Here is a 25,776-nt window from a genome sequence, read left to right as displayed (position 1 = left end):
CGCGAGTCGGCACAATAAATGCTCGACGAGGCCGAAGTGCTTTCCGTGATCATTCTTCCGGATCTTCACGAAACGACATCGGTGCCGTGACCCTGCTCGCGGTGCCGGAGGTGCGCTCGACGCCCCACGGGGACCAGGGGGGTTTGCGCGTCGCGCTCCTCGACGGGTTCCGGCTCACGGGGGGAACCGGCGCCGTCCCCGCTTCCGGAGGAGCGGAGCGGCTGCTGGCGTTCATGGCGATGCGTCACCGACCGGTGGGGCGACTGCTCGTGGCGAGTTCCCTGTGGGCGGGTGCGACCGAGGGCCACGCCTACGCGGCACTGCGGTCCGCGCTGACCCGGATGAACCGCACCTGCCGGGAGGCACTGCTGGTCACCCCGTCCAGCCTGGAACTCGCGCCCGGTGTCCCGGTCGACCTGCACGACGCCCAGGCACTCGCCCACCGCCTGCTCGACGCCGGTCCGCACGCCGCGGCGGACCTGGGCGTGGCGGCGGTCGCGACCCTGTCGTCGGAACTGCTGCCGCTCTGGTACGACGACTGGGTCCTGATCGAGGCCGAGGACTGGCGCCAACTCCGGCTCCACGCGTTGGAGGCGGTGGTGGACGGCCTGGTCGAGGCGAGGCGGTTCGGTGACGCCACGGCGGCAGCGGGGGTGGTCGCCCGGGCCGACCCGCTTCGGGAGAGCGCCCAGGCCGCCCTCATCCGCGTCCACCTGGCCGAGGGCAACCAGTCGGAGGCGGTGCACGCGTTCGAGCGGTTCAGCCGCCTCCTGCGCGCGGACCTGGGCCTGGTGCCCACTCCGGGGCTCCGGGACCTGGTCGAAGGCCGTGCGGGGCCGCAGCGCGGGTGAACGGCGGCGAGTCGGCACTCCTCCGGGTTCCTCGACCCGACTCAGCGTCGGACGGGCTTGGGCGTGGTCGTGGTGCCGAGCAGTTCCGCGGTGTCGATGTCGCCCGCGATGACCCCACGCGCGACGTGGCCGAGCTTGAGGTTGTGCCCGCGGGCATGGCCGCGCAGCGCCGCGAAGGCGGCGTCCATGTCGACCCCGAGGCGTTCGGCGATCAGGCCCTTGGCCTGCTCCACGATCACCCGGCTGTTCAGCGCGGCCTGCAACTGCTCGGTCAGCACCTGGTGGTGGTGGATCGAACGGTGTTGCAGCAGGCCGATGGTGGCGATGTCGACCAGCGCCGTGGCGGTCCGCAGCGCGGTGGCGTCCAACTCGCCCACCTGGCTCCGGAACAGGTTGAGCGCGCCGATCACCTCGCTGCGCAGGCGCATGGGCACGGCGTCCACGGCGGCGAACCCGGCCTCGGTGGCCGCCGCGGCGAACCTCGGCCACCGCTCCCCCGCGTCGGCGAGGTCGGGGTGGCCCACCCTGGCGCCCGCCGCGAACGCGTCGAGGCACGGTCCCTCGTCGTTCTGGAGCTGGAAGAGCTCCAGCAGCCGCACCTGCTCGTTGGACGTCGCGATCAGCTGCAGCCGGCCCTGCTGGTCGGCCAGCAGCAACCCCGCCGCGTGCACGTCGAGGAGCTCGACGCACCGGTCCACGAGCATGTGCAGGAAGTCGATGACGTCGAAGTCGTCGACCAGGGTGTCGGCCAACTCGACGAACGTTTCGACGAGACGATCACCGTCCACGCGCATCCACCTCCACGGTGTGTTCAGAGTGCGGTCGTGCCCCACCCGTTGTCACGGTCCTCCCCCGTCACGGTGGAACCGACGGCGGCGCGCCACCACGTCGGCGGCCAACTCGCCCAGCGACACCTGCTCGGCGAACGCACGTGCACGCAGGTGGGCGAACGCGTCCGCCATGCCCACGTCCAACTGCGCCGCGACCATCCCGGTGGCCTGGTGCACCCGCGGGTTGTGCAGCGGTAGGACGTCCCCGTCGACGGCGCCCTCCGCGAGCAGGCCGGCCTGCTCGTCCAGCAGCAGCCGCAGCGCGAGTTCGGCGAACGCCAACGAGTCGGCCAGCGTCGCGGCGTCGAGGTGCCCCGCCTCGGCCCGGTACAGCAGCAGCACCCCGACCCGGATCGCGCCGACGCACAGCGGCAGGGCGAACAACGACGCCGCTCCGGCCTCGACGGCCAGCGGGGTGAACACCGGCCACCGGACCTGGCAGGACGGGGAGTCGAGATCGGAGACGAGCGCCGGGCCGCCCCCGCTCCAGACGTCCACGGCCGGCCCCTCTCCCACCGTCACCTGCAACTCGGTCAGCCGTTCACCCAGGACATCCGTGGCGCACCGGATCTCCGGCCAGCCGGAGGTGTCGACGGTCAGCACGACGCCGCCCACCCCCAACCGCGCCACCGCCGTCCGGCAGAGGGTGCCGACCGAGGCGGGGGCGTCCAGTTCGGCGGCCTTCTCCGCGATCCAGCGGCTCACCAGCACCAACCGACTGGTGGTGTACCGGGCCATCCCGAAACCCTCCCGGTCGCCTGGTCGTGCGACACGACCCGGACACCGCCGCATCGCGGGATCGCGATCGGCCCACCCTACGCACCGGACACCCCGGTCCTCCGGCCGGCGCGCCCGTCGCCGGCGCTGTCACCCGGATGCGCGCCCCGTCTCCCGGACCGACGACGTCCACCGGCCCATCGCGGACGGTCCGGTGATCAGTGACGGGGGGAACGCGACCGCCGGCGGCGGCCCACGTTGAGCCGGACACGCCTGCGCCACAACGGGCCGTGGCCCGCCACGGCATCGGGCGGCGGCTCGGGCACGACCGCGTCGGTCCCCGCCACCGCCTCCACCCCGCCGGAGGCGGTGGCGGGGACCGACGGCGGGAACCCGGTCGCGGGGTCGGGGAAGGGACCGGGCTGGTTCGAGGTCATCTCGGCGCTCCTGCCTCCGACCGGCCGGTCGGACTCGTGCCGCGCCCGAGGCGGTCGGCCCGGACGTCGGCGCTCAACGCGCCCTCGACATCACCACATTACACCGGAAATTCCACCGAAACCGTTTCGAGGACATTTTCACCACTTCCGGCCGGCGACGACCCGATGCCGTCGAATATTTGAAACAGGCCTGGAATCGCCTTGTGACCCGACGCGGTCCAGCCGTATGCTCGACCCCGCTGCTCTCGCCGCCCAGACCCCGCGGACGTCGGACTCGGGTGAGGGGATTTCCGTGGGTGCCATCGTCCAGAATTCCGATCGACCGCCGCCGGCGGTCGCCCTGCCGCCCTCCGGCCGCCCACCCGCCTTCGCGGTCGTGGCGCGGCCGTTGTCGTCCTCCACCCTGGTGTGCGCGGTGACCGGCGAGGTGGACCTGGCGACCGCTCCGCGCCTGCGCGCCCTCCTTGCGGAGCAGATCCGCCTCGAAGGCCCGGACCTGGTGGTCGACCTCGGCGAGGTGCACTTCTTCAGCGCGGCCGGCCTCAACGTCCTGGTGGACGCCCTGGCCGCGGCCGACGCGGCCGGGGTGGGGTTCTGCGTCGTCGCCCGCACCCGTCGGGTCCTGGTGCCGCTGTCCGTCACCGGCCTGGACCTCGTGTTCGCCGTGTACCCGCACGTCGACGGCGTCCCGGCGCGGGGCGACGGCCCTGGCCCGGCGTCCGTCCGGTCCGCGGCGGTGCGGCTGCCCCGGGCACGACCAGCCCGGTCACCGGACTCCCCCGTGGCCGACCTGCCGTAGGTCGCGCCGTGCGGCGCGGTCGCGGGCGTTCGTCCGGATGCGTCCACGCGACGCCCGACTGCCCCGTGGACGACCGCTTCCAGGTGGTGCGGCAGCGCGTGGGGGCGGCGGACGTCGTCGCGCTGGAGCCCACACGGCACGGCTGCGGGCGATCGACCACCGGCACGGTGGAGGGCGTTGCGCGGACGAGGTCGTGGCGAGGTCGCCGATGGCCCTCGCGCTGCTGCCCCTTCCCGCCACCGATCGGACCGACCACGCGCTCCGCACCGCGGTGGCGGACCTGCGCAACCCGTCGGACGTCCACCACCGGTTGGGACGGGTCCACCTGCACCACGCGCCCCGAGGTCGGCCGCGGCCGAGTTCCGGACCGCCGAGCGGGCGGCCCGGGCAAGCGGTTCGGCGCTCGCGCGAGCCGTCGTCGCCACGAACCAGGCGTGGGTGCACGCCCGGATGGGCTCCGCGCGGCGAGCGGTCGCGCTGCCGGCCGAAGCGGCGGACCACCACGCGCGGGCGCAGGGCGACCCGGTACCGGGCTGGGCGGCCTTCTTCACCGGCGTCGAGTTCTCGGCGATCGGTGGCGTGGTCCACGCCGAACTGGCGCGCACCGGAGATCCACGCGCGATCCATAGAGCGGTCCGGCTGCTTCACCGGTGCGGTGGACGGCTTCGGAGCGGGCATGACGCGCAGCCGGGCGTCCAGCTCCATCCCGCTCGCCGCCCGCCCCCTGCCGGGCGGCCGGTTCGATCGCGGCACCGGGCCGGGCGAGGACGCCGTCGACCTGTGCCAGGTACCGGTGCCGGCGCGCACCACCACGCGGTTGCGCCCGTTGCGGGACGCGGCACGGCCACCGGGTGGCCGGCCGGCGGCCTTCCGGACCGGTGACCACGTCCACGAGGCGTGCCCGACCGGCGAGGACCCGCGCGGGCCGGGTCGGCGGCGTGCCGTTCCGGACCGGGCAAGAGGCCGATTCGCATTTCTCCCGGAGAACCGGGCACACAATGCCCAGCCGACCCTTGGGAATTTCACGGACGAAGGAATCCACGCGGATTCGAACGAATGTGCATGCCGCGCGTGTAGCATCGATGCGGGAGGCGACGTTTCCCCTTGGCACCGTCGGCCTGCCGCACGAGCCGAATTTCCGCGTCCGACGAGGCGATCGAATGCCATCCGGCCGGTGGCGGCCCCGCGGCACGTCTGCCGCGGGCACGCGGTCCTCGACCACCGGCGAACAGGACACACGTGGATCAGCTCAGCCTCGGGGTCGTCGCGACGTCCCGCAAGGAAGACGAACTCCGGCTCCCCCTCCACCCGCTGCACCTGGACAGGATCGACGCGGACCTCCGTGGCCGCACCTACCTCGAACACGGCTACGGAGAGCGCTTCGGCGTCTCCGACGGGCAACTCGCGGCCTCCGTCGCGGGGCTTCGCTCGCGCGAGGAGCTCATCGCCGAGTGCGACGTCGTCCTGCTGCCCAAGCCGCTCGCCGAGGACGTCGCGGAACTGCGGGAAGGACAGGTGCTGTGGGGCTGGCCGCACTGCGTCCAGGACGCGGAGCTCACCCAGCTGGCCGTCGACCGGCGGCTGACCCTCATCGCCTTCGAGGCGATGAACCACTGGAACCCCGACGGCTCGTTCGGCCTGCACGTCTTCCACAAGAACAACGAGCTCGCCGGCTACTGCTCGGTGCTGCACGCCTTGCAGCGGATCGGCTCGACCGGCGACTACGGGCGTCGGCTGCGCGCCGTCGTGATCGGCTTCGGCGCGACCGCGCGGGGCGCCGTGACCGCCCTCAACGCGCACGGCGTGCACGACGTCGACGTCCTCACCAACCGACGGGTCGCGGAGGTCGGCTCGCCGATCCACTCCGCGCGGATCAGCCACTTCGGTCACGACGACGCCGACCCGCGGCGCAGCCAGGTCACCACGGACGCCGGCCGCGTTCCGCTGGCGGGGTTCCTCGCGGAGCACGACGTCATCGTCAACTGCGTGCTCCAGGACCCCGACGCGCCGCTGATGTTCCTCGTCGACGACGACCTGCCCACCCTGGCCCCGGGAACCCTGATCGTCGACGTCTCCTGCGACGCGGGCATGGGCTTCGAGTGGGCGCGCCCCACCTCGTTCGCACGACCGGACTTCACGGTGGGCGACCACGTGCGCCACTACGGCGTGGACCACAGCCCGTCGTACCTGTGGAACTCGGCGACCTGGGAGATCAGCGAAGCGCTGGTCCCGCACCTGCGCCCGGTCCTCACCGGCGACTGGGATTCCAGCGAGGTGATCCGGCGTGCCGTCGAGATCCGCGGTGGGACCATCCTCAACCCCGCCATCCTCTCGTTCCAGCACCGCTCGCCGGAGTACCCGCACGTCCGCGGCTGAGCCCGACCGCCGGGAGCGCCGGCACCACCACACCGGTTTCCCACCACGACCCCGCGGGTACCCCACCCGGTGCGACGACCCGAGCGGGTCGTTCGGCGCACGACGAACCCACACCAATCGCCCCGGACCCCGGCGACGGAGTACGAATTCCGTTCCCGGAGGTACGGGCGTGATCGCGAAGGTCCAGTCAGACGCACCCCCGGCCGATGCCGAGGCGCAGCCCATGCTGGCCGGCGAGAAGTCACCGGCCGAGATGTTCCTGGTCAAGTTGTTCGCGGTGATCCCGGCACTGGCGCTCGCCGCCGCGGTGCCGCTGGCGTGGGGCTGGGGGCTCGGCTGGGTCGACGTGGGCCTCGCCGTCTTCTTCTACACCCTCACCTGCCTCGGGGTGACGGTCGGTTTCCACCGCTACTTCACCCACGGCGCGTTCAGGGCCAATCGCGCGCTGAGGATCGGGCTCGCGGTCACCGGCAGCATGGCCATGCAGGGTCCGGTCATCGGCTGGGTCGCCGACCACCGCCGCCACCACGCCTACGCGGACCGCGAGGGCGACCCGCACTCCCCGTGGATATTCGGAACCTCGTCCCGCGCGCTGGCCAAGGGGTTCTGGCACGCCCACATGGGCTGGATGTTCCAGCGGGAACTGACGAACGCCGGCCGCTTCGCCCCCGATCTGCTCGCCGACGACGACATCCGGCGCGTCAACCGCTGGTTCCCCGCGCTGACCGCCGTGACCCTGCTCGCGCCCGCGCTCGCCGGAGGGCTGATCACGTGGAGCTGGTGGGGTGCGCTGACCGCCTTCTTCTGGGCCGGTCTGGTGCGCGTCGCCGTGCTGCACCACGTCACCTGGTCGGTGAACTCGATCTGCCACATGATCGGCGACCGACCGTTCACGGCACGCGACAAGTCCGCCAACTTCTGGCCGCTGGCGATCCTGTCGATGGGCGAGTCCTGGCACAACTCCCACCACGCCGACCCCACCTGTGCGCGCCACGGTGTCCGACGCGGCCAGGTCGACGTCTCCGCACGGCTGATCTGGGTCTTCGAGAAGCTCGGCTGGGCCACCAAGGTCCGCTGGCCGAGGCCGGAGCGGCTGGCCCGCAACCTCAAGGCCTCCACCCCCTGACGGCGACACCCCGAGCACAACGGCACTCCACGGAGGACTGGCAGCACATGCGGGACACCCCCGAAGGGGAAGTCACCGTCGCCCGGCGCCTCCACCTCGCCACCGGGTTCCCCGCCCCCGAACGCGACCGGGTCGTGGAACACCTGGTCGCGCCCGGTTCGCGGTTGCGGTCCTTCCGGGACGACCAGGTCGACCTGGAGATCAGCCTGAAGGACCGCCGCGGCGCCGAGCAACGGGTCACCCTGGAGTGCTGGATCAACCGGACCCCCGCCTGCACCTCGTCGCCACGTCCTCGAAGCGCGATCTCCCCGCGGCGCTGAGCGAAGTCCGCAACGAGTTGATCCGCCAGGTCGACGAGGCCGAGACGCGCCCCGAACCGCGCAACAACCGCGCGCTGAGGTCGGTGCCCACGTCGCCCGAGTCGCCCGAGCGCGAATAGGCGACAGCTCTTCGCGTTTCGACGGTCCACGACGCGGCGCGTTCACCGGGTCCGCGGGCGCGGACAGCCCTTCCACGCCGCACCGGGCGCCACAACGGGCTGATCACCCGGTCGGACGCCGGGAGGGGATTCGTGGACGGGAAGACGCAGATCGGCGAGGTGGCCGAGCGGACCGGCCCGTCGCCGCGCACGATCCGCTACTACGAGGAGCTCGGACCCGTGGTCCCCGACACGCGCGGCCAGGGCGGGTTCCGCCTCCGCACCGAACCCGACGTCGACCGCCTCCAGCCGGCCAGGCGCATGAAGCGCGGGGGTTCCAGCTGGGAGGAGGTGCGCGAACTGCTCACCGTCGTCGACGGCCTGTCCACCCCCGACGCCCCGGAGCGGGACGGGGACCTCGGTCGACTCGCGCGCTTCCGCGCCGCGGCCGAGGAGCGCTGCGAGGGCTTGCGCGCCCGGCTGCGCGTCGCCGAGGACTTCGCCATCACCCTGCGCGCGCACCTGCCCGCCGACCGGGCGTCCTGAACGACGGATGCCTCGAACGGCCGGGCCCATCACACCCCGATCACCCTTCGAGCACACTCTGACGTAACGTGAGAGTGTGACCATGGCCCGGACCTCCGCCCCTCCACCACCCCTCGCCCCCGACGCGCTGCGCGTCACCGCCCTGGGAGGGCTCGGCGAGATCGGCCGCAACATGACCGTGTTCGAGCACGAGGGCAAGCTGCTGATCGTCGACTGCGGGGTGCTGTTCCCCGAGGAGCACCAGCCCGGGGTGGACGTCATCCTCCCCGACTGGAGCTGCATCCGCGACCGCCTGTCCGACGTGGTCGCGGTCGTGCTCACCCACGGCCACGAGGACCACATCGGCGGGGTGCCCTACCTGCTGCGCGAACGCCCCGACATCCCGGTCGTCGGCTCCCGCCTGACCCTGGCCCTGCTGGCGGCCAAGCTGGTCGAGCACCGCATCAAGCCGGTCACGGTCGAGGTGGCCGAGGGCCGGCGACTGGTCCGCGGGCCGTTCGACCTGGAGTTCCTGGCGGTCAACCACTCCATCCCGGACAGCCTTGCCATCGCGATCCGCACCTCCGCCGGCCTCGTGCTGCACACCGGCGACTTCAAGATGGACCAGTTCCCGCTCGACGGGCGGATCACCGACCTGCGCGGTTTCGCCCGCCTCGGCGAGGAGGGCGTCGACCTGTTCCTGGTCGACTCCACCAACGCCGACGTGCCCGGCTTCACCACCTCCGAGCGCGACCTCGCCCCCGCCATCGACGAGGTGTTCCGCACCACGCCGCGCCGGGTGATCGTCTCCAGCTTCGCCAGCCACGTCCACCGCATCCAGCAGGTCCTCGACGCCGCCCACGCGCACGGCCGCAAGGTCGCCTTCGTGGGCCGCTCGATGGTCCGCAACATGGCCGTCGCCACCGAGCTGGGCTACCTCAAGGTGCCCGACGGCCTGGTCGTGGACATCAAGCGCATGGACCGGCTCAAGCCCCAGCAGGTGACCCTGGTCTGCACCGGCTCCCAGGGCGAGCCCATGGCCGCGCTGTCGCGCATGGCCGGCGGCGACCACTCGATCCAGGTCGAGGAGGGCGACACCGTCCTGCTCGCCAGCTCGCTGATCCCCGGCAACGAGAACGCCATCTACCGGGTCATCAACGGCCTGATCGACCGCGGCGCGAACGTGGTGCACAAGGGCAACGCGAAGGTGCACGTCTCCGGCCACGCCAGCGCCGGCGAACTGGTCTACTGCTACAACATCGTGCAACCGGCCAACGTGCTGCCCGTGCACGGCGAGGCGCGCCACCTGCGCGCCAACGCCGAACTCGCCATCAAGACCGGCGTGCACCGCGACCGGGTGCCCATCGCCGCCAACGGCCACGTCGTGGACCTCCACGAGGGACGCGTGCAGGTCACCGGCAAGGTCGAGATCCACAACGTCTACGTCGACGGGCAGACCGTCGGCGGCGTCACCGAGGCCTCCCTGGCCGAACGCCGCACCCTCGGCGAGGAGGGCGTCATCGCGGTCGTCGCGATCGTCGACCTCGACACCCGTCGGCTCGCCGACCCCCCGGACTTCATCGCCCACGGCTTCGAGCACGACGCCTCGACCTTCGCCCCCGCCGTGCCCGCCATCGAGAAGGCCCTGGCCGGCGCGAACGAGCGCGGCGTCACCGACTTCGAGGAGCTGGAGCGGCTCATCGCGCGCGAGGTGCAGTACTGGGCGCACCGGACCCACCGCCGCCGTCCCGTGGTCATCCCGGTCGTGATCGAGGCCTGAGCCCCCGGTCCCGCGCGCCCCGCTCCGACCGCTTCCGACGGGGCGGGCGCGCGGGGCCGGGGCACGCGGGAGCGCGTCGCGCGAGCAGGAGGACCCGCCACCGCGCGGTGTTCCGGGAGTCCACCGACTGCTCGTTGTCGCAGGCGCTGCGCCCGGCAACGGACCGCACCCACGAGCCCGGGAACGTGCTCGCCCGGCGGCTCCTCACTGACCGGGCGGATACGGGGCCTGCTTGAGCAGCCGCGCCAGGTGCACCGCGTTGCCCGCCAGCTTCCTGTTGGTCGAGGCGACCGCGTCCGGGGTCTCGTCGAGGTCGAGGTAGTCCTTCGGGTTCATCGCCTCGTTGTTCCAGTACGTGCCGCCGCTCGCGGGAATGGTGAAGCCGACGTCGTCGAGCGCCTGGAAGCAGTCGGCGATGATCTTGTGCGCGCCGTCCTCGTTGCCCACCACCGCCACCACCGCGACCTTGCCGTACATCGACGGGCGCCCCTGGTCGTCGGTTTCGGACAGCTCGGCGTCCAACCGCTCCATCACCCGCTGGGCGACGCTGGACGGGTGCCCCACCCACGTCGGGGTGGCCAGCAGCAGGATGTCCGCCGCGAGGATGCGCTCGCGGATCGCGGGCCACTGGTCGCCCTCGCCCATGTCGGTCTCCACGCCGGGGCGCACGTCGAAGTCCACCACGCGGAGCAGGTCGCCCTCGACGCCGTGGGAGGACAGCTCGTCCAGCACCTGCCGGGCGATCTTGTCGGTGCTCGACGGCGCGGGTGAGGGCTTGAGGGAGCAGGTCAGCGCGAGCGCGGTCAGCGGTGGGGTCATGCACAGGGCCTACCCACTCGTCCCCGTCCCAATCGACGCGGTCCGACGCCGGGGTCGTGCACGTCGCAGCCGCCGGCACGGCCTGTATTCGCGGTCACGCCGAGGGGGTAACCCGACAGGGGATACCGACGACACCGGAGGTCGACATGCAACCGTTCCTGTTCGTCCCGTGGGTGTGGCGCGACCCGTCGTGGCTGACCGATCCGGACACCGCCCGCGGGGGTGACCGCGACACCGCCGCAGGCGACGCCCGCGGCGCCGCCGGCACCGGACGACGCCCCGACGTCGGCCTGGTCGGCTACGACGTGGAGGCCACCGACGGCGGCATCGGCAAGGTGGACGAGGACAACGCCGAGGTCCCCGCCGACTGCCTGATGGTCGACACCGGCCCGTGGATCTTCGGCCGCAAGGTCGTCCTGCCCGTCGGCACCGTGCGGCGCGTGGACCACCAGGAGCGCAAGGTCCACGTCGACCGCACGAAGGAGCAGATCAGGAACGCGCCCGAGTACGACCCGGACGACAGCGACCACGACGGCCACCGCCGACGCACCGGTGACTACTACACCGAGACCTACCGCCTCGTGCCGCCCATGCTGTAGCCCGGGGTGGGGCTGGACGGATGCGTGCGGCACCCGCGGCCCACCGCGTGGGCGCACCCCGGGCGCCGCGCCGCCGTCGCCGTCAGTCCTTCAGGGGATCGTGTCCCCAGTTCATCAGGGAGTAGCGCCACTTCGTGTGCTCCACGTCCCCGTCCGGGCGCTGCGCGAGGTGGCGGTGGACGTAGCCGACGACCTTGCGCATGTGCGCCTGGTCGTCGTCGGTCAGCTCGTCCTTCTTCTTCCGCAGCAGCTCCACGATGCGCCTGCCGGACTCGTGCCCGACCGACTCCCCGCCGTCGGACTGGCCGACCGACTTCGACTCGTCGGTGTCCAGCCACCGCTCCAGCCGGGTCGCGGTCATGTTCACGGCCTCGTCGAACTCCCCGCTCACGAGTCGTCCCCCAGCGCGCTCGGCTTGTGCACCGCGTCCTTGCCGCTCTTGTCGCTGCGCACGCGGTACTGCGGCTCGTCCTCCGACGCGCGCACCGTGCGGCCCGCCGCCTCGGTGTCCTCGGTGATCTCCTCGACCACCTCGCCGTGCACCGTCCGCCCGTGGCTGGACCAGGTGACCTCGTCACCCTCGTCGAACTTCTCCTCACCCATGGGCAGAGTCTGTGCCGTCGCACCGGGCCGCGCACGGCGGTCGCACGCCGAACGGGCGCGCACCGCGCCATTTCACCCGGCGGGGTGGTCGGTGGGTCACCGGAGGTGGCACGCCCGGCGGCGACGCCGGCCACAACTCGCGGATTCCCGGGCGCGGAGGTGCAGACGACGGGCACCGGGGGTACTCCGCGGCCACCGGCGAGCAGGACCCGGCCGGTCGACCGGACCGGCCTGGTCCTGTCGTGCGACGACTCCCGCGCATCGGAGGGGAAGCACTCATGAGCGACGTCACCGCGGTCGACGTGCTGCTGGACGGGTTCGCGCGGGTGCGCGAGTCCGTGGAGCGCGTGCCGGAAGGTCTGACCCCGCAGCAGTTGACGCACCGGGTCGGCGGCACCGGCAACCCGATCGCCTGGCTGCTCTGGCACCTGACCCGCGTGCAGGACGACCACGTCGCCGAGGTCGCCGGCACCGAGCAGATCTGGACCGCGGACGGCTGGGCCGGGCGCTTCGACCTGCCGCTGCCGACCGGGGACACCGGCTACGGGCACGGCGTCGAGCAGGTCGCCGCGGTCACCGCGTCCGCCGACCTGCTCCTCGGCTACCACCGGGCGGTCCACGACCGCACCGCGGCCTACCTGCGCGGTCTGGGCGCCGGTGACCTGAGCCGGGTCGTGGACGACTCGTGGGACCCGCCCGTGACCCTGGCCGTGCGGCTGCTCAGCGTGGTCGAGGACGACCTCCAGCACGTCGGCCAGGCCGCTTTCGTCCGCGGCATCCTGCCGGAGCGCTGATCCCCGCGACGCGAACGGCTGGGCCGCACCGGCAGGAGCACCCCGGGACCCGGCGACCGGCGGTCAGCTCATGGTGGCGAGCAGGTCGCGGCAGGCGGTCTCGCACGCCCGGCACGCCTCGGCGCAGATGCGGCAGTGCTCGTGCATCCCCGCGTGCGACCCGCACTCGTCGCCGCAGGACTTGCACACCGTCGCGCACGCCTCCAGCAGGGACCGGCTGATGTTCGCGTCGTAGCCGGTGTGCCGCGACAGCACCCGAGCGGTGGTGGAGCAGATGTCGGCGCAGTCCATGTTGGTGCGCACGCACTTGGTCAGCTCCGCCACCGAGCTCTCGCTCAGGCAGGCGTCCGCGCAGGCCGTGCACGCCTCCGCGCACGCGATGAGCGCGTCGATCGCCTCGGCAAGCTTGCCCCGGTCCAGGTTGATCTCGGCCGGGTAGGTTTCCATCATCGGCATCGTCGTCGTGGTCACGTCGACCCTTCCTCCGTCGGAGTCCGTTCCCCTCGTGGCTACCCGGGACCGTGCCGGCGAACCTGGCGAACGCCGTGCGGCGGCCGCGCCGTCACGGGGTTCGCGACGGCACAGGGCCCGGACGTCACAGGGCCTGCTCGTCCTTGCCCGCGGAGGTCCGGGTGGAGGCGCCGCCGAGCTGGCGGGCCGTGTTGACCAGGCCCTCCATGCTGAACGCCTGCGGGGTGTTGCCCATGTGGCGGCCGGTGGCGGGGTCGTACTCCTCGCTGAGCAGGCCGACGTCGTTGCGCAGGCCGAGCAACCGTTCGAACAGCGCGCGGGCGTCGTCGACGCGGCCGGTGCCGTGCAGGGCGTCGGCGAGCCAGAACGTGCAGGCCAGGAACGCGCCCTCGGTGCCGGGCAGGCCGTCGACGCCGCCGTCGGCGTCGGTGCGGTAGCGCAGCACGAACCCGTCCTCGCACAGCTCGCGGCGCACCGCGTCCACCGTGCCCCGCACGCGCGGGTCGTCCCAGGGCAGGAAGCCGACCCTGGGGATGAGCAGCAGGGCGGCGTCCAGGCCCTGGGAGCCGTAGAACTGGGTGAACGTGCCGCGCTCGGCGTCGAAGCCCTTGTCGCACACCTCGGCGTGGACGCGGTCGCGGACCTCCCGCCACCGGTCGACCGGGCCCTCCAGGCCGTGGTCGGCCACGGTGTGCACGGCGCGGTCCAGACCGGCCCACGCCATGACCTTCGAGTGCGTGAAGTGCCGCCGCGGGCCGCGCACCTCCCACAGGCCGTTGTCCGGGTCCTCCCAGTGGCCCTCCAGGTGGTCCAGCAACGCCCGCTGGAGGTCCCACGCCGTGTCCGTGGTGCTCAGACCCGCCTCCCGCGCCAGGTGCAGGCCGTCGAGGACCTCGCCCCACACGTCGAGCTGGAACTGGCCCGCCGCGGCGTTGCCGACCCGCACGGGCGAGGCGCCCTCGTACCCGGACAGCCACGGCAGCTCCTGCTCAGGCAACCGGCGACTGCCGTCCAGCCCGTACATGATCTGCAACTTCGCCGGGTCGCCGGCCACCGCGCGCACCAGCCACTCGCGCCAGGCGCGGGCCTCGGCCACGAACCCGGTGCCCAGCAGCGCCTGGAGGGTGAACGTGGCGTCGCGCAGCCAGCAGTAGCGGTAGTCCCAGTTGCGCGGACCGCCCCACTGCTCGGGCAGTGACGTCGTCGCGGCGGCGACGATGCCGCCGGTGGGCGCGTAGGTCAGGGCCTTGAGCGTGACCAGGGCGCGCCGCACAGCCTCCGGCCAGGGGCCGTCGTAGGTGCAGCGGCTGATCCAGCCGGCCCAGAAGTCCTCGGTGTCGGAGATCGCCCGGTCGGCGTCCACGGCGTGCGGGCGGGGCAGGTGCGAGGCGGTGTGGGTGAGCACGAACGGCACGCGCTGCCCGGCCCGCACCTCGAACCCGGCGGTGGTGGCCAGGTCGTGGCCGTGCACCGGCACGCCCGCCTCCAGCCACACCGCGTCCGGGCCGGCGACCGCGGCCAGCGCCCCGTCGTGGTGGCGCACCCACGGCACGACGTCGCCGTAGTCGAACCGCAGGCGCAGGTCCATGCGCATCGGCACGCTGCCCGACACACCCTCCACCACGCGCACCACGTCGGCGGCCTCACCGCGCGGCGGCATGCAGTCGACCACGCGCACCGTGCCGTGCGGGGTGTCCCACTCGGACTCCAGCACCAGGGAGTCGTCGCGGTAGCGGCGTCGGGTGGCAGGGCCGCCGGTGGCCGGGGCGAGTTGCCAGCGGCCCGCGCTCTCGTCGTGCAGCAGGGCGGCGAAGCAGGCGGGCGAGTCGAACGCGGGCAGGCATAGCCAGTCGACGCTGCCGTCGCGGGCGACGAGTGCTGCGGTCTGGAGGTCGCCGAGCAGGGCGTAGTCCTCGATGCGGGAGGGCATGCGTCAGCGACCCCCGTCCAGGGTGATGGCCACCTTGACGTCGTCGGGTCGGGCCTCGAAGGCGTCCGCGAACGACTCCAGGGGCACTCTCCGGGTGATCAGGCCGCCCAGCCAGTCGAGGTCCGCCCGGGCCAGCGCCTCCGCCGCCTGCCGGTAGTGGCGCAGGTTGGCGTTGACCGAACCGACCACCACGTCGTTCTCCAGCACCATCTCCCGGTTCACGCCCGCGGCGTCCACCTGGATCTTCCGGCCGGCGGGCGAGACACCGGTCAGGCACACCACGCCGAACGAGGCGGTGTTGCGCATCGCGGAGAACACCAGGCGGCCCACGCCGGTCGCCTCGACCACGACGTCGGGTTGCAGCTCTCCCGCCACCTCGTCGACGCCCCGGTGGTGGTAGGTGGCGCCCAACTGCTCGACCAGGCGCGGTTTCGGCCCGTCGGTCACCAGGTCGAGCACGTGCACGTCCAACCCGCGCTGCACCCCGATCATCGCCGCGAGCAGCCCGATCGGCCCGGCACCGGTCACCAGGGCCCGCTCCGGCTCGTACCAGGCGCGCTCCCCCACCCGCCACACCTGCTCCCACGCCTTGGCCACCACCGTGGTCGGCTCCATCAACACCCCGACGTGCTCCAGGCGCGGGTCGAGGGTGACGGCGTAGTCGGCCTCGACGCACCACAGCTCCGCCGCGTAACCGTCGATCTCCTTGATGCCGCGCTCGGTGTAGCGACCGTTGCGGCAGTTGTCGAACTCGCCCCGGGCGCAGGCCCCGCACGGCACCGGGTCCGGCCGCCGCACCACCCCCACCACGAGGTCGCCGGTGGAGAAGCCGCTGCCCTCCGGCGCGGTCCTCACGCGACCGAGCGATTCGTGGCCGAGGACCAACCGGTCGTGCCCGGGAGGCGCCCATCCGTACTCGGCGCGCACGATCTCCCTGTCCGTCCCGCACACCCCGACGGCCAAGCCCTCCACCAGCAGCTCCCCCGCCCGCGGCTCGGGGTCGGGCAGTTCGGCGACCTGCAACGAGCCGGGGGTTCCGGGGGTGACGGTGAGCGCACGCATGCCGTGGGGCTACCCGACACCCGGATTCCCACGCACCGCGTCCCCGTCGTGCCCGCCCGGGCGCGAGGACGACGTGGTGGGGAGGTCGGAGCAGTGGCCGAGTTCCTCGACCCGCGAGACGACGAGCGGTACCGGCACGGTGACGTCACCGGCCCCGGCGAAGCCGAACCGGACGGTCACGGTGTCACCGAAGGCGATCCCGTCGCGCAGGCCGCGCAGCACGACGTGGTAGCGCGGTCCCCCGCCGGCGCCGGGAACCGCGCCGTGCTCCAGCGGCAGGGTGGTCGCGGGCTCGGCGACGCCGTCGCACTCCCGGTCCCAGCGCAGCTCCACCCGGTCCGCCCCGTCGCTGTCCACCGCCACCAGCTCGTCGTCGACGCCGTGTCGGCCGGACAGCAGGAACCTCACCACGACGTCGTCACCCGGCCGCACCGGCGCGGCGTCCTCGGCCACCACGTGCACGGCGCGCAGCGCGATGTCGCCGACGCCGCCCTCCGCGCCGGCCGGACCGCCCAGCGGCCCCAGCCCCCTGGCGACGACCACCAGGCACAGCCCGATGCCCACCGCGCAGGTGCCGATTCTCGTCACCCGTCCGGGATACCCCGACCGGGTGGTTCGCGGACGGCGGTGACGTGAGCCGTCAGGAGATCGCAAGGTCCCGTCAGGCACCGGTGTTGTCGGCGCCCGGCTCGACCGGCCCGACTTCGAGGAAGGGGCCGTCCAGCGGTGGCGCGCACGCCGTGCCCTCGTGGTCGACGAACACCGGTTCGGTGGTGCCCGGCGGGTGGACCCGCAGGCCGCCTACCGCGACCTGGTCGCAGTCGGGTGTCTTGCGCGGCGCGCTGGACAGGAACAACCCGGCCGACGCGGTCTCGCCCGGCGCCAGCGTCACCACCGGGCCGTCGGTGTCCCGTTCGGCGGGCAGTCCGATCTGCTCGCCGCCCTCACCGGTGACGTAGGAGACGCCGGGGGCGCCGTGCAGCGTGCACGCCCGCGAGGCGGTGTTGGTGAACCTCAGGGGCAGGTGGGCGCCCCGCATGTCGTTGTCGCCCGGTCCGAGGCTCACGCCCAGGGTGGGGACGAGGCACCGCTCGTGCCCCGTGACGTCGCTCCGGGTGTCGGCGCTCGTCGCGCCGGTGGTGACCGGCGCGGTGCCCGGTTGGCCGACCGGGCCGCTGCCGCAGCCCCCGAGCAGCGTCACGGCCAGGCACGAACCGATGACGGTGGTGGTGTGGGACATCGGCGAATCCTCCGTTCCGGGGAAGGGTCGACGCGCGGGTTCCGCTCACCGGTCGCCGGGCTTCGCGCGGAAGCCCTCGGCCACCGGCGGGAGGGGTGTCACGGGCAGTCCGGTGTGGATCTCGGTCATGGCGTCGAACCAGGTGTGCGCGGGCGCGGTGCCGCCGTACAGGTTGCCGGTGCCGCACAGCCGGGGCGGTCCGGCCCCGACGCAGGCGGTGCGTGGTTCGGGCGGGAACAGCACCCCGGCCAGCAGCACACCCGCCACCAGGCACAACCCCACGAGACGCGTCATCGGACCTCCTCGTCGACGTACCGGTGGGAAAGCGCACGACGCCGCTCGCGCCGCGACGGCCTCGCCCGCGCCGCGCGCCGCGCGCACGACCGCTCCACCGCCACCGCCACGCCGGTCAGCGACAGCACGGTCACCACCGCGCCGACCACGACCTCGTTCACCACCACCGGGCGGGTGGGGCCGTGGTCGAGCGCGAACGGCGAGACCGCTCCCCACAGGCCGAGCAGCGCGGTGGCGCCGCTCGCCCAGGCCGCGGCGCGCGGTGCGGCGGCACCCGTGATCGCGACGATCGCGATCACGGCACCGAGCACGCCGTCGTGGACCACCGCGTCCGGCTCCGGGTACTCCATGACCGACGGGGCGAGCACGAGCCACACCCCGGCGGCGGCCACCGCCGTGCCCGTACCGGGCGCGCCCGTGCGGGCGGTCGCCCGCGCGGCGAGCCGGTAGTCCGGTTCGTCGGGCCGCCGGCGGACCACGACGTCACCTCTCGGCACTCGTCGCCGACCGGAGGGCCGTGGCCGGACTCCCGCGCATCGCCATCGAACCGCCTCCTCCGTCCTCGGCGCCGGTCGTCGCCGGTCGGGTTCCCGGCGCGTCCGACGAGAACCTTGCGGCCACCTTGCGGCTGCGCCCGGTGCGCCGGTCCTGCGCCGCCTCACCGGGTCGTGGGGGCGATCCGCGCCTCGGTGACGGCGAACGGGGTCCCCTGCTGGCAGGTCGTGGCCTGGTCCGGCCGGGCGGTGCCGTCCACGACGACGTCGGCTCCCGCGCGGAGCACGTCCTCGTCGCCTCCCAGGAGCAGGAACAGGCCCCGGTCGGTCGCCAGCACCAGGCACCCCGGTTCGACACCGGCCTGCACCCGGCCGCGCAGGACCGTGTCGGGCCGCGAGGGCGACGTGCCGGGTGTGGTCGCAGTGGTGGTCGCAGTGGTGGTCGCAGTGGTGGTCGCAGTGGTGGTCGCAGTGGTGGTGTCGGGTGTCGGCGACGGGGCCGCCGGGCACGTGACCGGCGGTGGCACGTCACCGTCGCCGACGACCTCCACCGGCACGTCCAGGGTGGTCCGGCCGGCGTCGGCGAAGGTGAAGGTGAAGGTGAGCGGGATGGTCGTGCCCGCGAGCACCTCGCGGGTGAAGTCGACGATCCGCAGGTGGTAGGCCGTGTCGACGCTGCCGGGCTCGACCACCGCACCCTCTGCGGGCAGGCGGATGCGGTCCACCTGCTCGCTGCGGCCGTCGCAGTCCCGGTCGGCCAGCAGTTCGACGTCGGCGGCGCTGTCGGTGCTCGCCGCGACCAGCGCGTCCGGCCGGTCGGCGTCGGTGAGCAGCGTCAACGTCACGTCGGCGTCGTCACCGGCCCGCCACGGGCCGCCCGGGGGTGCTTCGACCAGGACGTTGCGCAGCACCACCTCGCCCACCTGCCCGTTGGCGCCCATCGTGCCGCTCCGCAGCACCTGCTGGGGTTCTCCGCAGCCCGCCAGCACCAGCGACGTCGCCCCGAGGAGCGCGAGTGTCCGGATACCGTCCATGTCCAGCGGCTACCCGGTGGCGGCCCGCACCGGCGCACCGCGGTCGGGCTGTCAGCCGATCGCAAGGTCGGGGCCCGTCGCGCGCGTGTGCCGTCCGGGTGCGGCGGGTAGGCGTGGGGAATGTTCTTCGACTCCTGGAACGGACTGCTGCGCGTCGTGGTCGTCGGCGTGTGCGCCTACGCGGCGCTCGTGGTGCTGCTGCGCCTGTCGGGCAAGCGGACGCTGGCCAAGATGAACGCCTTCGACCTGGTGGCCACGGTCGCGCTGGGCTCCACCCTGGCCACCGTGCTGCTCACCTCCGACGTGGCGCTGGCCGAGGGGGTGCTGGCGCTGGCGCTGCTGATCGGCGCCCAGTTCGCCGTCGCCTGGACCTCGGTGCGGGTGGGGCTGTTCCGCCGGGCGGTGAAGTCGACACCGACGCTGCTGGTGTGGCAGGGGCGGTTGCGCGACCGGGAACTGCGCGAGCAGCGCGTCAGCCGGAGCGAGGTGTGGCAGGCGGTGCGGTCGCAGGGGGTGGGCGGCCTGGACCGGGTCGCGGCGGTCGTCCTGGAGACCGACGGCTCGTTCAGCGTCATCCCGGCGTCGTCGGCCGGTGGGCTCGACGCGCTCGACGACGTGCCCGACGTGCCGCGGGGCTGACGGCCCCGGCGCGACCGCTACCGGTCCGGCACGGCCCTCGCGACGCCTCCGACAGGACGAGCGGGCCGGCAGCCCCGTTGCCGGCCTCGAACGCGGCATCGCCGCGCGTCGTGGCGGCGGGCGCACTTCACGGCGGGGTGCCCCGCACGCGCGGCCCGCAGTAGGCCGCCAGGGCGCCGGCCACGGCCGGCACGAAGACGAGCAGGCCCACCACGACGTCGTTGCCGATCGCCTCCGGGGCGTGGCCCCGTGCCCGGTAGCCGAGCACGAACGGCGACGCGACCAACCACGCGGCCCGTCGGAGCCGTCGGGGGTGACCACCGGGTCGTCACGGGGTTCCTCCCGGTCGCGCGTCGTGTTCGGTGGCCCTGCCACTCCCGGTGGGGGGCGCACCCGCCGCCCTCAGCGTTCGCGGGCATCCGCGGTCCGCGGGGGCAGCACCGCCACCGGGCACGGCGCGTGGTCGATCACCTCGTGGCTGACCGACCCGAGCAGGGTCCGGCGCACCGCGCCCTTGCCGTGGCTGCCGACGACCAGCAGACCGGCTCCGGCGGACGCGGCGAGCAGCGCGTCGACCGGCGGGGCCGCCGCGTGGACCAGCCGGTACCGCACGGCGGGGTGACGCCGCGCGCACTCCACCAGCTCGGTGCCCACCGGGCCGGTCCCCTCGCGCAGCGCCGCCTCCTCGTGGGTCTCCACCGGCTCGACCTCGGTGGTCACCTCACCGCTGGAGGCGTGCACGACCACCACCTCGGCGTCGTGCCGGGCCGCGAACCCGAACGCGAAGCGGACGGCTCGACCGCTGACCGGCGTACCGTCCACCCCTACCACCACCGGGGCACCGGTGTGCCGCCCGTCGAGCGGAACCCCGTCGCGGACCACCACCACCGGCCACGGACAGGCTCGCGTGAGCCGCTCCGCGGTCGACCCCAGCAGGAACCGCGCCACCCCGCCCCGCTCGGAGTGCCCGACCGCCACGAACGCCACCCGCTCCGCGCCGAGGATCACCGCGTCCGCCGGATCGCCGGAGGCCACCTCGGTGCGAACCTCGACGCCCGCCGCTGCACGGCAGCGCTCGGCGAGCCCGTCCAGCACGTCCCGGGCCCACTGCCGCACCGGCTCCTCGCCGACACCCGGGTGGATCGCGCCGAGGGGCACCGGCGCGTGCAGGTGCGCCTGCGTGTGCATCGACCACCGCACCGCGTGCACCAGCACCAGCGGCTCGCCGAAGACGGCCGCCTGCCGCGCCGCCCACAGCGCCGCCCGCTCCGACGCCTCGGCCCCGTCCACACCGACCACGATCGCGTTGTCCACCACGTCCACGACCCCTCCCACCGCCCCGGTCGAACCGCTCTCCGGCGATCGCCCACTCCCCCCGTCCCCCGATCGGGTTCCCGTGCTCGGGAACGGGAACCTTGCGGCCGGCTTGCGGCACCGGCCCGTCCCACCGTCGGGTCCCATCGTCAGTCAGTCGTCAGGTCGGAAGCCCTGCGGCGCGGGCATCCTGGAGGGAGCAACCGCGGACGTGGGAGAAACCCGTGATCACTCAAGACGCCCGAGCCGACCGGTACTGCCTGGAGGCGATCGGCCGGCTGACCGCCGAGTTCCACGACGTCCTGCCCCGCGAGGTCGTGACCGACACCGTGCTCGCCGCCCGACGGGACCTCGAGGGCCAGGTCGCCGGGGAAGCCCTCGCCGAGATGCTGCACCGGCTCGCCCACCACCGGCTCACCCGCCTGCGGGTCGTCGCCTGAGCGGTCCCCGGCGCACCTGCCGGTCCGGACGCGCCCGACGACGACCTCACGATGCGCGCCCGCCGCACCCGATCCTGACGATCTCCTTGCGGTGCAACGTGATCACCCTCGATCGATCGGGCGGCCGCATAGTGTCGGCGAAGACGGGACAAGCCCCACGACGGAGGAGGTCGACCGTGCTCGACATCGACAACACCGCCGCACAGGCCATCGACGAACTGACCACCGCCACCGGTGTGGGCCGCCAGGGCGGCCTGCGGATCGCCGCGGCCGCGCGGGCGCACGACCGCGACTTCGACCTGGCGATCCGGCCGAAGCCCGAGGTCGGCGACGTGATCGTGGTCCGCGGCGACACGCGCGTCTTCCTGGACGCCCGCGCAGCGCAGCGGTTGGCGGACAAGGTCCTCGACGTGCGCAAGCGCCACGCCGGACGTGTCCACTTCGGCGTCTACCCCCAGGCCTGAGAGGAGTCCCGGTGCTGGACATCACGCACGCGGCCGGCGCGGTGATCGGCGACCTGTCCCGCGCGGCGGACGGGGGCGGCGGCCTGCGGATCGGCTGGTCCGACCGGGACGGCGTGCAGGCGATCACCCTGGCCGTCACCGCCCACCCCGTGTCGCAGGAGGAAGTGGTCACCGCGCCGTCCGGCGGCCGGGTCTTCCTGGCGCCGGACGCGGCCCGCTACCTGCGGGACAAGCTGCTGGACGTGCGCATGGACGTCGACGGGCGCTTCCGCTTCTCGATCAGCGACCGGTGACGACCGGGCGCCTCGACGAGCGGCGGGCGGTGTCGCAGCGGTGATTCGGCCGGTCCCGACGGGGCCGGCCGTTCCGCTGTCGGGCCGCCGGCGGGCCCGCGCGGGTGCCGCCGCACCGCGGTCGTCGGCGCGGTGGTCTTCGCGGAAGCCGCGCGCCGGGGCGGTTCACGCGCAGGAGCGGCAGCGGTGCGGTCCGATCGCCCGGTCACGCCCCGTCCAGCCCTCCACGACCGCCCGGTGCCACAGCACGATCCACTCCTCGCGCACGGCACCGCCGTCGAGGCCGCGACCGCAGTCGTCACAGATCAGCAGCAGGGCGACAGCGCCGTGCTCGACGGGGATGGCGGTCACGGTACCGGTAATCGACTTCCTGACGGGGAACGGTGGGGCGGGTGTCGGCCGCGCCTTTGCGGCCGACACCCGGTCGTGCACCCTCATGGTCTCGCGGACCCCCACCACTGTGGCCGACAACGCCGCCGATCCACCTTGCGATCACCTTGCGGTCCGATCGCGCCTCACGGTTTCGGCGGGCCGCTGTGGCCCCGGTCCGGACCGACGGGGCCAGGAACACCCGGTGCGCGCTGCCCGGAGGGGTGGCGCCCACACCGGCCACCGGCACTCGCGGACACCCCGGCGTGCGGAGCGGCTCGGTCGACAGCAGCAGGACGGCCGATGCCGTCTCGCCGACCTCCAGGGTGACGTCCCGGTCGCCGGGCAGGCGTCGGGTGGGCGCGCCGATCGGTTCACCGCCGGGCCGGTGCAGGTGGACGACGGTCGGAGCGCCCTCGGGGAGCACGTCGTCGCGCTCGTGTTGGTGAACGGCAAGGGCACGTGCGCGCCCCGCTCGTCCGCCTCGCCCTCCGCGGCGATCCCGATCCTCGGGTCGGCGGTGTCGCAGACGGGTCCGGCCGGGGGTGCCGCGGCGCAGGCGCCCGACAGCAGGACGGCGGCGCAAGCCGAGGTGCGCAGCCGTCGTGAGCGGCTCGCCCGCGTCACCCGTCCTCCTCCCGGGATTCTCCGCGGACGGTCACGGCAGGACGTCGAGCACGTCGAGCAGCAGGACGAGGGCCGGCAGGAAGTTGTTCACCTGGTGGGCCACGACGCAGGCGAGCAGGTTCCCGGTCAGCAACCGCGCCAGACCGATCGGGATCGCCAGCACCAGCAACAAGGGGGTCCGCGCCCACTCCAGGTGCGCCACGGCGAACACCACCGACGTGACCGCGAAGATCGACCACCGGTTCCACCGCCAGTGCTCCAGCGCCCGCCACAGCACACCGCGGAACAGCACCTCCTCCACCGCCGGCGCGAGCAACCACACCACGAGGAACACCGCCACCGCGGAACCCGGCTCCAGGCTCCTGCCGCCGAACGCCGCACCGACCGCCGAACCGGCGCGCTCCTCCCCCACCCACGCCGCCCACAACCAGGCCGCCGGGACGGTCAGCAGCAGGCCGCCCACGCCGAGCGCGAGCCCCGCCCCCACATCCGACCAGTCCCAGCGCAACGCCAACCCCCGACGCACGCGCCCCTCGGCCGGACCGCGCGCCGACAACGCCACGCCCACCACCGCGGTCGCCCCCGCCGCCACCACCGGCACCGCCACGAGGGCCAACAACGACCAGGCCGACAACGCCGTCGTCGAACCGGGGGGCGTCGACGTGAACAGGCCGGGCGCGAACAGGGCCGCCGCCAACGACGCGGACACCAGCGCGACCAGATGCGCGAACGCGAACAGCAGCAGCATCCCGAGACCGGCCCGCAGACCACCCGCGCGCCACCGGGGCACCGCTGCGGGCACGTCCCCGGTCCACCGGTCCTCCCGGCGGCCGGCCCGCGCCGTCCACACCCGCTCCATCGCGCACCCTCCCGAGGCGGACCGCGTCCCGACGGCACCCGCCGACGTCCCGGTCTGCCCCGCCCTCGGCGGTCGACCCGTCCCCGACGTGATCGTCAGGGCATCGCAAGGTCGCACCGGCGCACGCGGGCGCGGCGGCGACCGCGGTCCCGGCACGGCGCTCCACGCCCGCCGGTCTCACTCGTCGAACCGCACCTCGACCCAGACGGTCGTGCTGTCCTCCAACGGCACGACACCCCACTGCTCGCTGAGCACCTCGACGATCAGCAGCCCGGCTGCCGGGTCCCAGGAGGTGGTGCCGGCCGCGGGGCGGTTGCGGAGCCTGATCGTGAGGCACCCGCTCCGCCTGTCCAGCACCAGCTCCACCACGTAGTGGGGTTCACCGTGGCGCTGCGCGTTGTCCAGCAGTTCGGCGATGACCAGCTCGACCCGCAGGACGTCGTGCACCGGCCAGCCGGCCAGGCGCTCGTGCAGCCACACCTCCGCCTGCCCCCGCGACAGCGCCCCGGCGTCCCGGATCACGCACAGGGCGGTGTCGTGACCGGCGCTCATCGCCGGCCCCCGGCCACTCCGGGGCGGGAGGGGCGCACGACCGCGGGATGTCGGAGCACGCCCCGAGTTTCCCACCGGAACGGCCGGGCGAACCTGACGATCGGCTTGCGCCGCCACGACCCGTCGTCACGTCGGGGTCGTCAGGGCTTGTCCGCCAGGACGGTGCGCTCCAGCGGCGAGATCGGCACCGCGCGGCCCGTCGCGCGGACGTAGCGCGCGTCGAGCTCGTCGGCCCCGACCTGCTCCACCTCCCGCCAGCCGTACGCGCCCAGGAAGTCACCCACCCGGTGCGGGTGCAGACCGAAGCGCCACAGCGGTCGCCCGGTGGCGAAACGCCGGTGCAGCGCCTGCGCGCCGTGCAGGTCGGTGCCGTCGAGGAAGTCGCGGAGCACGTGGGTGAACACCAGCCGGCTGCCCGCCGCCGCACCGGCCAGGAAGTCGAGGGTGCGGCGGACCCCGTCCTCGCTCAGGTACTGGGTGACGCCCTCCCACACGAACAGGCACCGCCGGTCGTGCCGGTAGCCGTGCGCGGCCAGCACGGTGGACAGGTCCTCGCGCTCGAAGTCGATCGGCACTGGGGTGATGTGCCCGGGCACGCCCAGGCGCGCTCGTTGGCGTGCGACGTTGACGGGGAGGTCGACCTCGAACACCCGCAGGCCGTTCGGGGTCGTCAACCGGCGCGCCCTGGTGTCCAGGCCCGCGCCGAGGACGACGACGCGGTCGACGCCGTCCTCCAGCGCCGACGAGAACCGGTCGTCGACGTAGCGCTTGCGGCAGGCGATACCGCCCCAGATCCCGGGCGCGGCGCGCTCCGAGGCGCGGAACAGCCAGTCGCGCACCCGCGGCCCGCGGGACAGCTCCACCACCCACCTGGACGTGGCCGGCAGCACGGCCGCCGCCAGCGGGTCGTCGAGCAGTCGCTGCCCCGGCGGCAGGTGCTGTTCCACCGCCGCGATCACCATGGGGCCGACCGCGGTCCCCGCGGCCCTGTTCACCACGTCGGGTGCTCCTCGCACGTCG

General features: G+C 73.8%; 33 protein-coding genes. 13 read left to right on the top strand and 20 right to left on the bottom strand.

Going from position 1 to position 25,776, the window contains the following annotated elements; all coding sequences use genetic code 11:
* Nucleotides 1-86: 86 nt before the first annotated feature.
* A complete protein-coding gene (locus CKY47_RS23150) occupies nt 87-851 on the top strand; it encodes an AfsR/SARP family transcriptional regulator (RefSeq protein ID WP_306748092.1) in 765 nt (254 codons plus the stop codon).
* A 41-nt stretch (nt 852-892) separates the two neighbouring features.
* On the opposite strand, the gene CKY47_RS23145 is transcribed toward CKY47_RS23150, so the two are convergent.
* The 3 genes from CKY47_RS23145 to CKY47_RS23135 all read right to left on the bottom strand — a co-directional run bounded on the left by CKY47_RS23145 (nt 893) and on the right by CKY47_RS23135 (nt 2,835).
* Nucleotides 893-1,645 (bottom strand): GAF and ANTAR domain-containing protein, encoded by a 753-nt coding sequence (locus CKY47_RS23145; protein ID WP_306748091.1) that lies wholly within the window; start codon nt 1,643-1,645, stop codon nt 893-895.
* A 45-nt stretch (nt 1,646-1,690) separates the two neighbouring features.
* Nucleotides 1,691-2,419, bottom strand: a complete 729-nt coding sequence (locus CKY47_RS23140; protein ID WP_306748089.1) for a GAF and ANTAR domain-containing protein — start codon at nt 2,417-2,419, stop codon at nt 1,691-1,693.
* Nucleotides 2,420-2,616: 197 nt separating this feature from the next.
* Nucleotides 2,617-2,835, bottom strand: coding sequence for a hypothetical protein (locus CKY47_RS23135; protein ID WP_306748087.1), 219 nt, complete (start codon nt 2,833-2,835; stop codon nt 2,617-2,619).
* 292 nt (nt 2,836-3,127) lie between these two features.
* Here CKY47_RS23135 and CKY47_RS23130 point away from each other — a divergent pair, with 292 nt between their 5' ends.
* From CKY47_RS23130 to CKY47_RS23105, 6 genes are all read left to right on the top strand, one after another.
* On the top strand, nt 3,128-3,634 hold the full coding sequence (locus CKY47_RS23130; protein ID WP_306748086.1) for an STAS domain-containing protein: 507 nt from the start codon (nt 3,128-3,130) through the stop codon (nt 3,632-3,634).
* A 1,239-nt stretch (nt 3,635-4,873) separates the two neighbouring features.
* The gene (locus CKY47_RS23125; RefSeq protein ID WP_306748085.1) at nt 4,874-6,010 is read left to right on the top strand and encodes a N(5)-(carboxyethyl)ornithine synthase; all 1,137 of its coding nucleotides are present in this window, start codon (nt 4,874-4,876) and stop codon (nt 6,008-6,010) included.
* 223 nt (nt 6,011-6,233) lie between these two features.
* Nucleotides 6,234-7,136, top strand: coding sequence for an acyl-CoA desaturase (locus CKY47_RS23120; protein ID WP_306748277.1), 903 nt, complete (start codon nt 6,234-6,236; stop codon nt 7,134-7,136).
* A 47-nt stretch (nt 7,137-7,183) separates the two neighbouring features.
* Nucleotides 7,184-7,456: a hypothetical protein gene (locus CKY47_RS23115; protein WP_306748084.1), complete on the top strand. Its 273-nt coding sequence runs from the start codon at nt 7,184-7,186 to the stop codon at nt 7,454-7,456.
* 251 nt (nt 7,457-7,707) lie between these two features.
* Nucleotides 7,708-8,100, top strand: coding sequence for a MerR family transcriptional regulator (locus tag CKY47_RS23110; RefSeq protein ID WP_306748083.1), 393 nt, complete (start codon nt 7,708-7,710; stop codon nt 8,098-8,100).
* A gap of 82 nt (nt 8,101-8,182) precedes the next feature.
* Nucleotides 8,183-9,859, top strand: a complete 1,677-nt coding sequence (locus CKY47_RS23105; RefSeq protein ID WP_306748276.1) for a ribonuclease J — start codon at nt 8,183-8,185, stop codon at nt 9,857-9,859.
* A gap of 204 nt (nt 9,860-10,063) precedes the next feature.
* Here the strand turns inward: CKY47_RS23105 and CKY47_RS23100 are convergent, their stop codons facing one another.
* Nucleotides 10,064-10,678, bottom strand: coding sequence for a flavodoxin family protein (locus CKY47_RS23100; RefSeq protein ID WP_306748082.1), 615 nt, complete (start codon nt 10,676-10,678; stop codon nt 10,064-10,066).
* Between the two features lie 146 nt (nt 10,679-10,824).
* Between CKY47_RS23100 and CKY47_RS23095 the strand changes: the two genes are divergently transcribed.
* Nucleotides 10,825-11,277, top strand: a complete 453-nt coding sequence (locus CKY47_RS23095; protein ID WP_306748081.1) for a PRC-barrel domain containing protein — start codon at nt 10,825-10,827, stop codon at nt 11,275-11,277.
* 82 nt (nt 11,278-11,359) lie between these two features.
* Here the strand turns inward: CKY47_RS23095 and CKY47_RS23090 are convergent, their stop codons facing one another.
* Nucleotides 11,360-11,668, bottom strand: a complete 309-nt coding sequence (locus CKY47_RS23090) for a DUF3140 domain-containing protein (protein ID WP_306748079.1) — start codon at nt 11,666-11,668, stop codon at nt 11,360-11,362.
* Nucleotides 11,665-11,880 carry a hypervirulence associated TUDOR domain-containing protein gene (locus tag CKY47_RS23085; RefSeq protein ID WP_306748078.1) on the bottom strand — a complete coding sequence of 72 codons (216 nt, stop codon included), beginning with the start codon at nt 11,878-11,880 and terminating at the stop codon, nt 11,665-11,667. The genes CKY47_RS23090 and CKY47_RS23085 overlap by 4 nt, the downstream gene beginning before the upstream one ends.
* A gap of 278 nt (nt 11,881-12,158) precedes the next feature.
* Here CKY47_RS23085 and CKY47_RS23080 point away from each other — a divergent pair, with 278 nt between their 5' ends.
* A complete protein-coding gene (locus CKY47_RS23080) occupies nt 12,159-12,674 on the top strand; it encodes a mycothiol transferase (RefSeq protein ID WP_306748077.1) in 516 nt (171 codons plus the stop codon).
* A 63-nt stretch (nt 12,675-12,737) separates the two neighbouring features.
* Here CKY47_RS23080 and CKY47_RS23075 read toward each other — a convergent pair whose 3' ends face one another.
* The 8 genes from CKY47_RS23075 to CKY47_RS23040 form a co-directional block, all read right to left on the bottom strand.
* Nucleotides 12,738-13,145 carry a four-helix bundle copper-binding protein gene (locus tag CKY47_RS23075; RefSeq protein WP_306748076.1) on the bottom strand — a complete coding sequence of 136 codons (408 nt, stop codon included), beginning with the start codon at nt 13,143-13,145 and terminating at the stop codon, nt 12,738-12,740.
* 124 nt (nt 13,146-13,269) lie between these two features.
* Nucleotides 13,270-15,075, bottom strand: a complete 1,806-nt coding sequence (locus CKY47_RS23070; protein WP_306748075.1) for a glycoside hydrolase family 15 protein — start codon at nt 15,073-15,075, stop codon at nt 13,270-13,272.
* Nucleotides 15,076-15,078: 3 nt separating this feature from the next.
* Nucleotides 15,079-16,137, bottom strand: a complete 1,059-nt coding sequence (locus CKY47_RS23065; RefSeq protein ID WP_306748074.1) for a glucose 1-dehydrogenase — start codon at nt 16,135-16,137, stop codon at nt 15,079-15,081.
* Between the two features lie 9 nt (nt 16,138-16,146).
* Entirely contained in the window at nt 16,147-16,725 is a 579-nt protein-coding gene (locus CKY47_RS23060) for a copper chaperone PCu(A)C domain-containing protein (RefSeq protein WP_306748072.1), read from the bottom strand.
* A gap of 73 nt (nt 16,726-16,798) precedes the next feature.
* Nucleotides 16,799-17,377, bottom strand: a complete 579-nt coding sequence (locus tag CKY47_RS23055) for a DUF4232 domain-containing protein (RefSeq protein WP_306748071.1) — start codon at nt 17,375-17,377, stop codon at nt 16,799-16,801.
* Nucleotides 17,378-17,422: 45 nt separating this feature from the next.
* On the bottom strand, nt 17,423-17,671 hold the full coding sequence (locus tag CKY47_RS23050) for a hypothetical protein (RefSeq protein WP_306748070.1): 249 nt from the start codon (nt 17,669-17,671) through the stop codon (nt 17,423-17,425).
* Complete coding sequence (locus CKY47_RS23045; RefSeq protein ID WP_306748069.1) at nt 17,668-18,150, bottom strand: SPW repeat domain-containing protein; 483 nt, start codon at nt 18,148-18,150, stop codon at nt 17,668-17,670. Before CKY47_RS23045 ends, CKY47_RS23050 begins: the two co-directional genes overlap by 4 nt.
* A 179-nt stretch (nt 18,151-18,329) precedes the next feature.
* Nucleotides 18,330-19,199: a copper chaperone PCu(A)C gene (locus CKY47_RS23040; protein ID WP_306748068.1), complete on the bottom strand. Its 870-nt coding sequence runs from the start codon at nt 19,197-19,199 to the stop codon at nt 18,330-18,332.
* A 120-nt stretch (nt 19,200-19,319) separates the two neighbouring features.
* Between CKY47_RS23040 and CKY47_RS23035 the strand changes: the two genes are divergently transcribed.
* Nucleotides 19,320-19,838, top strand: a complete 519-nt coding sequence (locus CKY47_RS23035) for a DUF421 domain-containing protein (protein WP_306748067.1) — start codon at nt 19,320-19,322, stop codon at nt 19,836-19,838.
* 127 nt (nt 19,839-19,965) lie between these two features.
* On the opposite strand, the gene CKY47_RS23030 is transcribed toward CKY47_RS23035, so the two are convergent.
* Nucleotides 19,966-20,124, bottom strand: a complete 159-nt coding sequence (locus tag CKY47_RS23030) for a hypothetical protein (RefSeq protein WP_306748066.1) — start codon at nt 20,122-20,124, stop codon at nt 19,966-19,968.
* A gap of 116 nt (nt 20,125-20,240) precedes the next feature.
* Nucleotides 20,241-21,161 carry a universal stress protein gene (locus tag CKY47_RS23025; RefSeq protein WP_306748065.1) on the bottom strand — a complete coding sequence of 307 codons (921 nt, stop codon included), beginning with the start codon at nt 21,159-21,161 and terminating at the stop codon, nt 20,241-20,243.
* A gap of 215 nt (nt 21,162-21,376) precedes the next feature.
* On the opposite strand from CKY47_RS23025, the gene CKY47_RS23020 reads away from it, so the two are divergent.
* The 3 genes from CKY47_RS23020 to CKY47_RS23010 all read left to right on the top strand — a co-directional run bounded on the left by CKY47_RS23020 (nt 21,377) and on the right by CKY47_RS23010 (nt 22,349).
* Nucleotides 21,377-21,592 (top strand): hypothetical protein, encoded by a 216-nt coding sequence (locus CKY47_RS23020; RefSeq protein ID WP_306748063.1) that lies wholly within the window; start codon nt 21,377-21,379, stop codon nt 21,590-21,592.
* Between the two features lie 176 nt (nt 21,593-21,768).
* Nucleotides 21,769-22,056, top strand: a complete 288-nt coding sequence (locus tag CKY47_RS23015) for an iron-sulfur cluster biosynthesis protein (RefSeq protein WP_306748062.1) — start codon at nt 21,769-21,771, stop codon at nt 22,054-22,056.
* An 11-nt stretch (nt 22,057-22,067) separates the two neighbouring features.
* Nucleotides 22,068-22,349, top strand: a complete 282-nt coding sequence (locus tag CKY47_RS23010) for a hypothetical protein (RefSeq protein ID WP_306748061.1) — start codon at nt 22,068-22,070, stop codon at nt 22,347-22,349.
* Nucleotides 22,350-22,514: 165 nt separating this feature from the next.
* Here CKY47_RS23010 and CKY47_RS23005 read toward each other — a convergent pair whose 3' ends face one another.
* The 4 genes from CKY47_RS23005 to CKY47_RS22990 form a co-directional block, all read right to left on the bottom strand.
* Nucleotides 22,515-22,700: a hypothetical protein gene (locus tag CKY47_RS23005; RefSeq protein WP_306748060.1), complete on the bottom strand. Its 186-nt coding sequence runs from the start codon at nt 22,698-22,700 to the stop codon at nt 22,515-22,517.
* A 676-nt stretch (nt 22,701-23,376) separates the two neighbouring features.
* A complete protein-coding gene (locus CKY47_RS23000; RefSeq protein WP_306748058.1) occupies nt 23,377-24,204 on the bottom strand; it encodes a CPBP family intramembrane glutamic endopeptidase in 828 nt (275 codons plus the stop codon).
* A 177-nt stretch (nt 24,205-24,381) separates the two neighbouring features.
* Nucleotides 24,382-24,756, bottom strand: coding sequence for an ATP-binding protein (locus CKY47_RS22995; protein ID WP_306748055.1), 375 nt, complete (start codon nt 24,754-24,756; stop codon nt 24,382-24,384).
* Nucleotides 24,757-24,896: 140 nt separating this feature from the next.
* Entirely contained in the window at nt 24,897-25,754 is an 858-nt protein-coding gene (locus CKY47_RS22990; protein WP_306748054.1) for an SAM-dependent methyltransferase, read from the bottom strand.
* Nucleotides 25,755-25,776: the final 22 nt, after the last annotated feature.

The sequence above is a fragment of the Saccharothrix longispora genome (assembly GCF_030852425.1).
Lineage (GTDB): Bacteria > Actinomycetota > Actinomycetes > Mycobacteriales > Pseudonocardiaceae > Actinosynnema > Actinosynnema longispora.
This window is presented reverse-complemented; position numbering and strand designations above follow the sequence as displayed.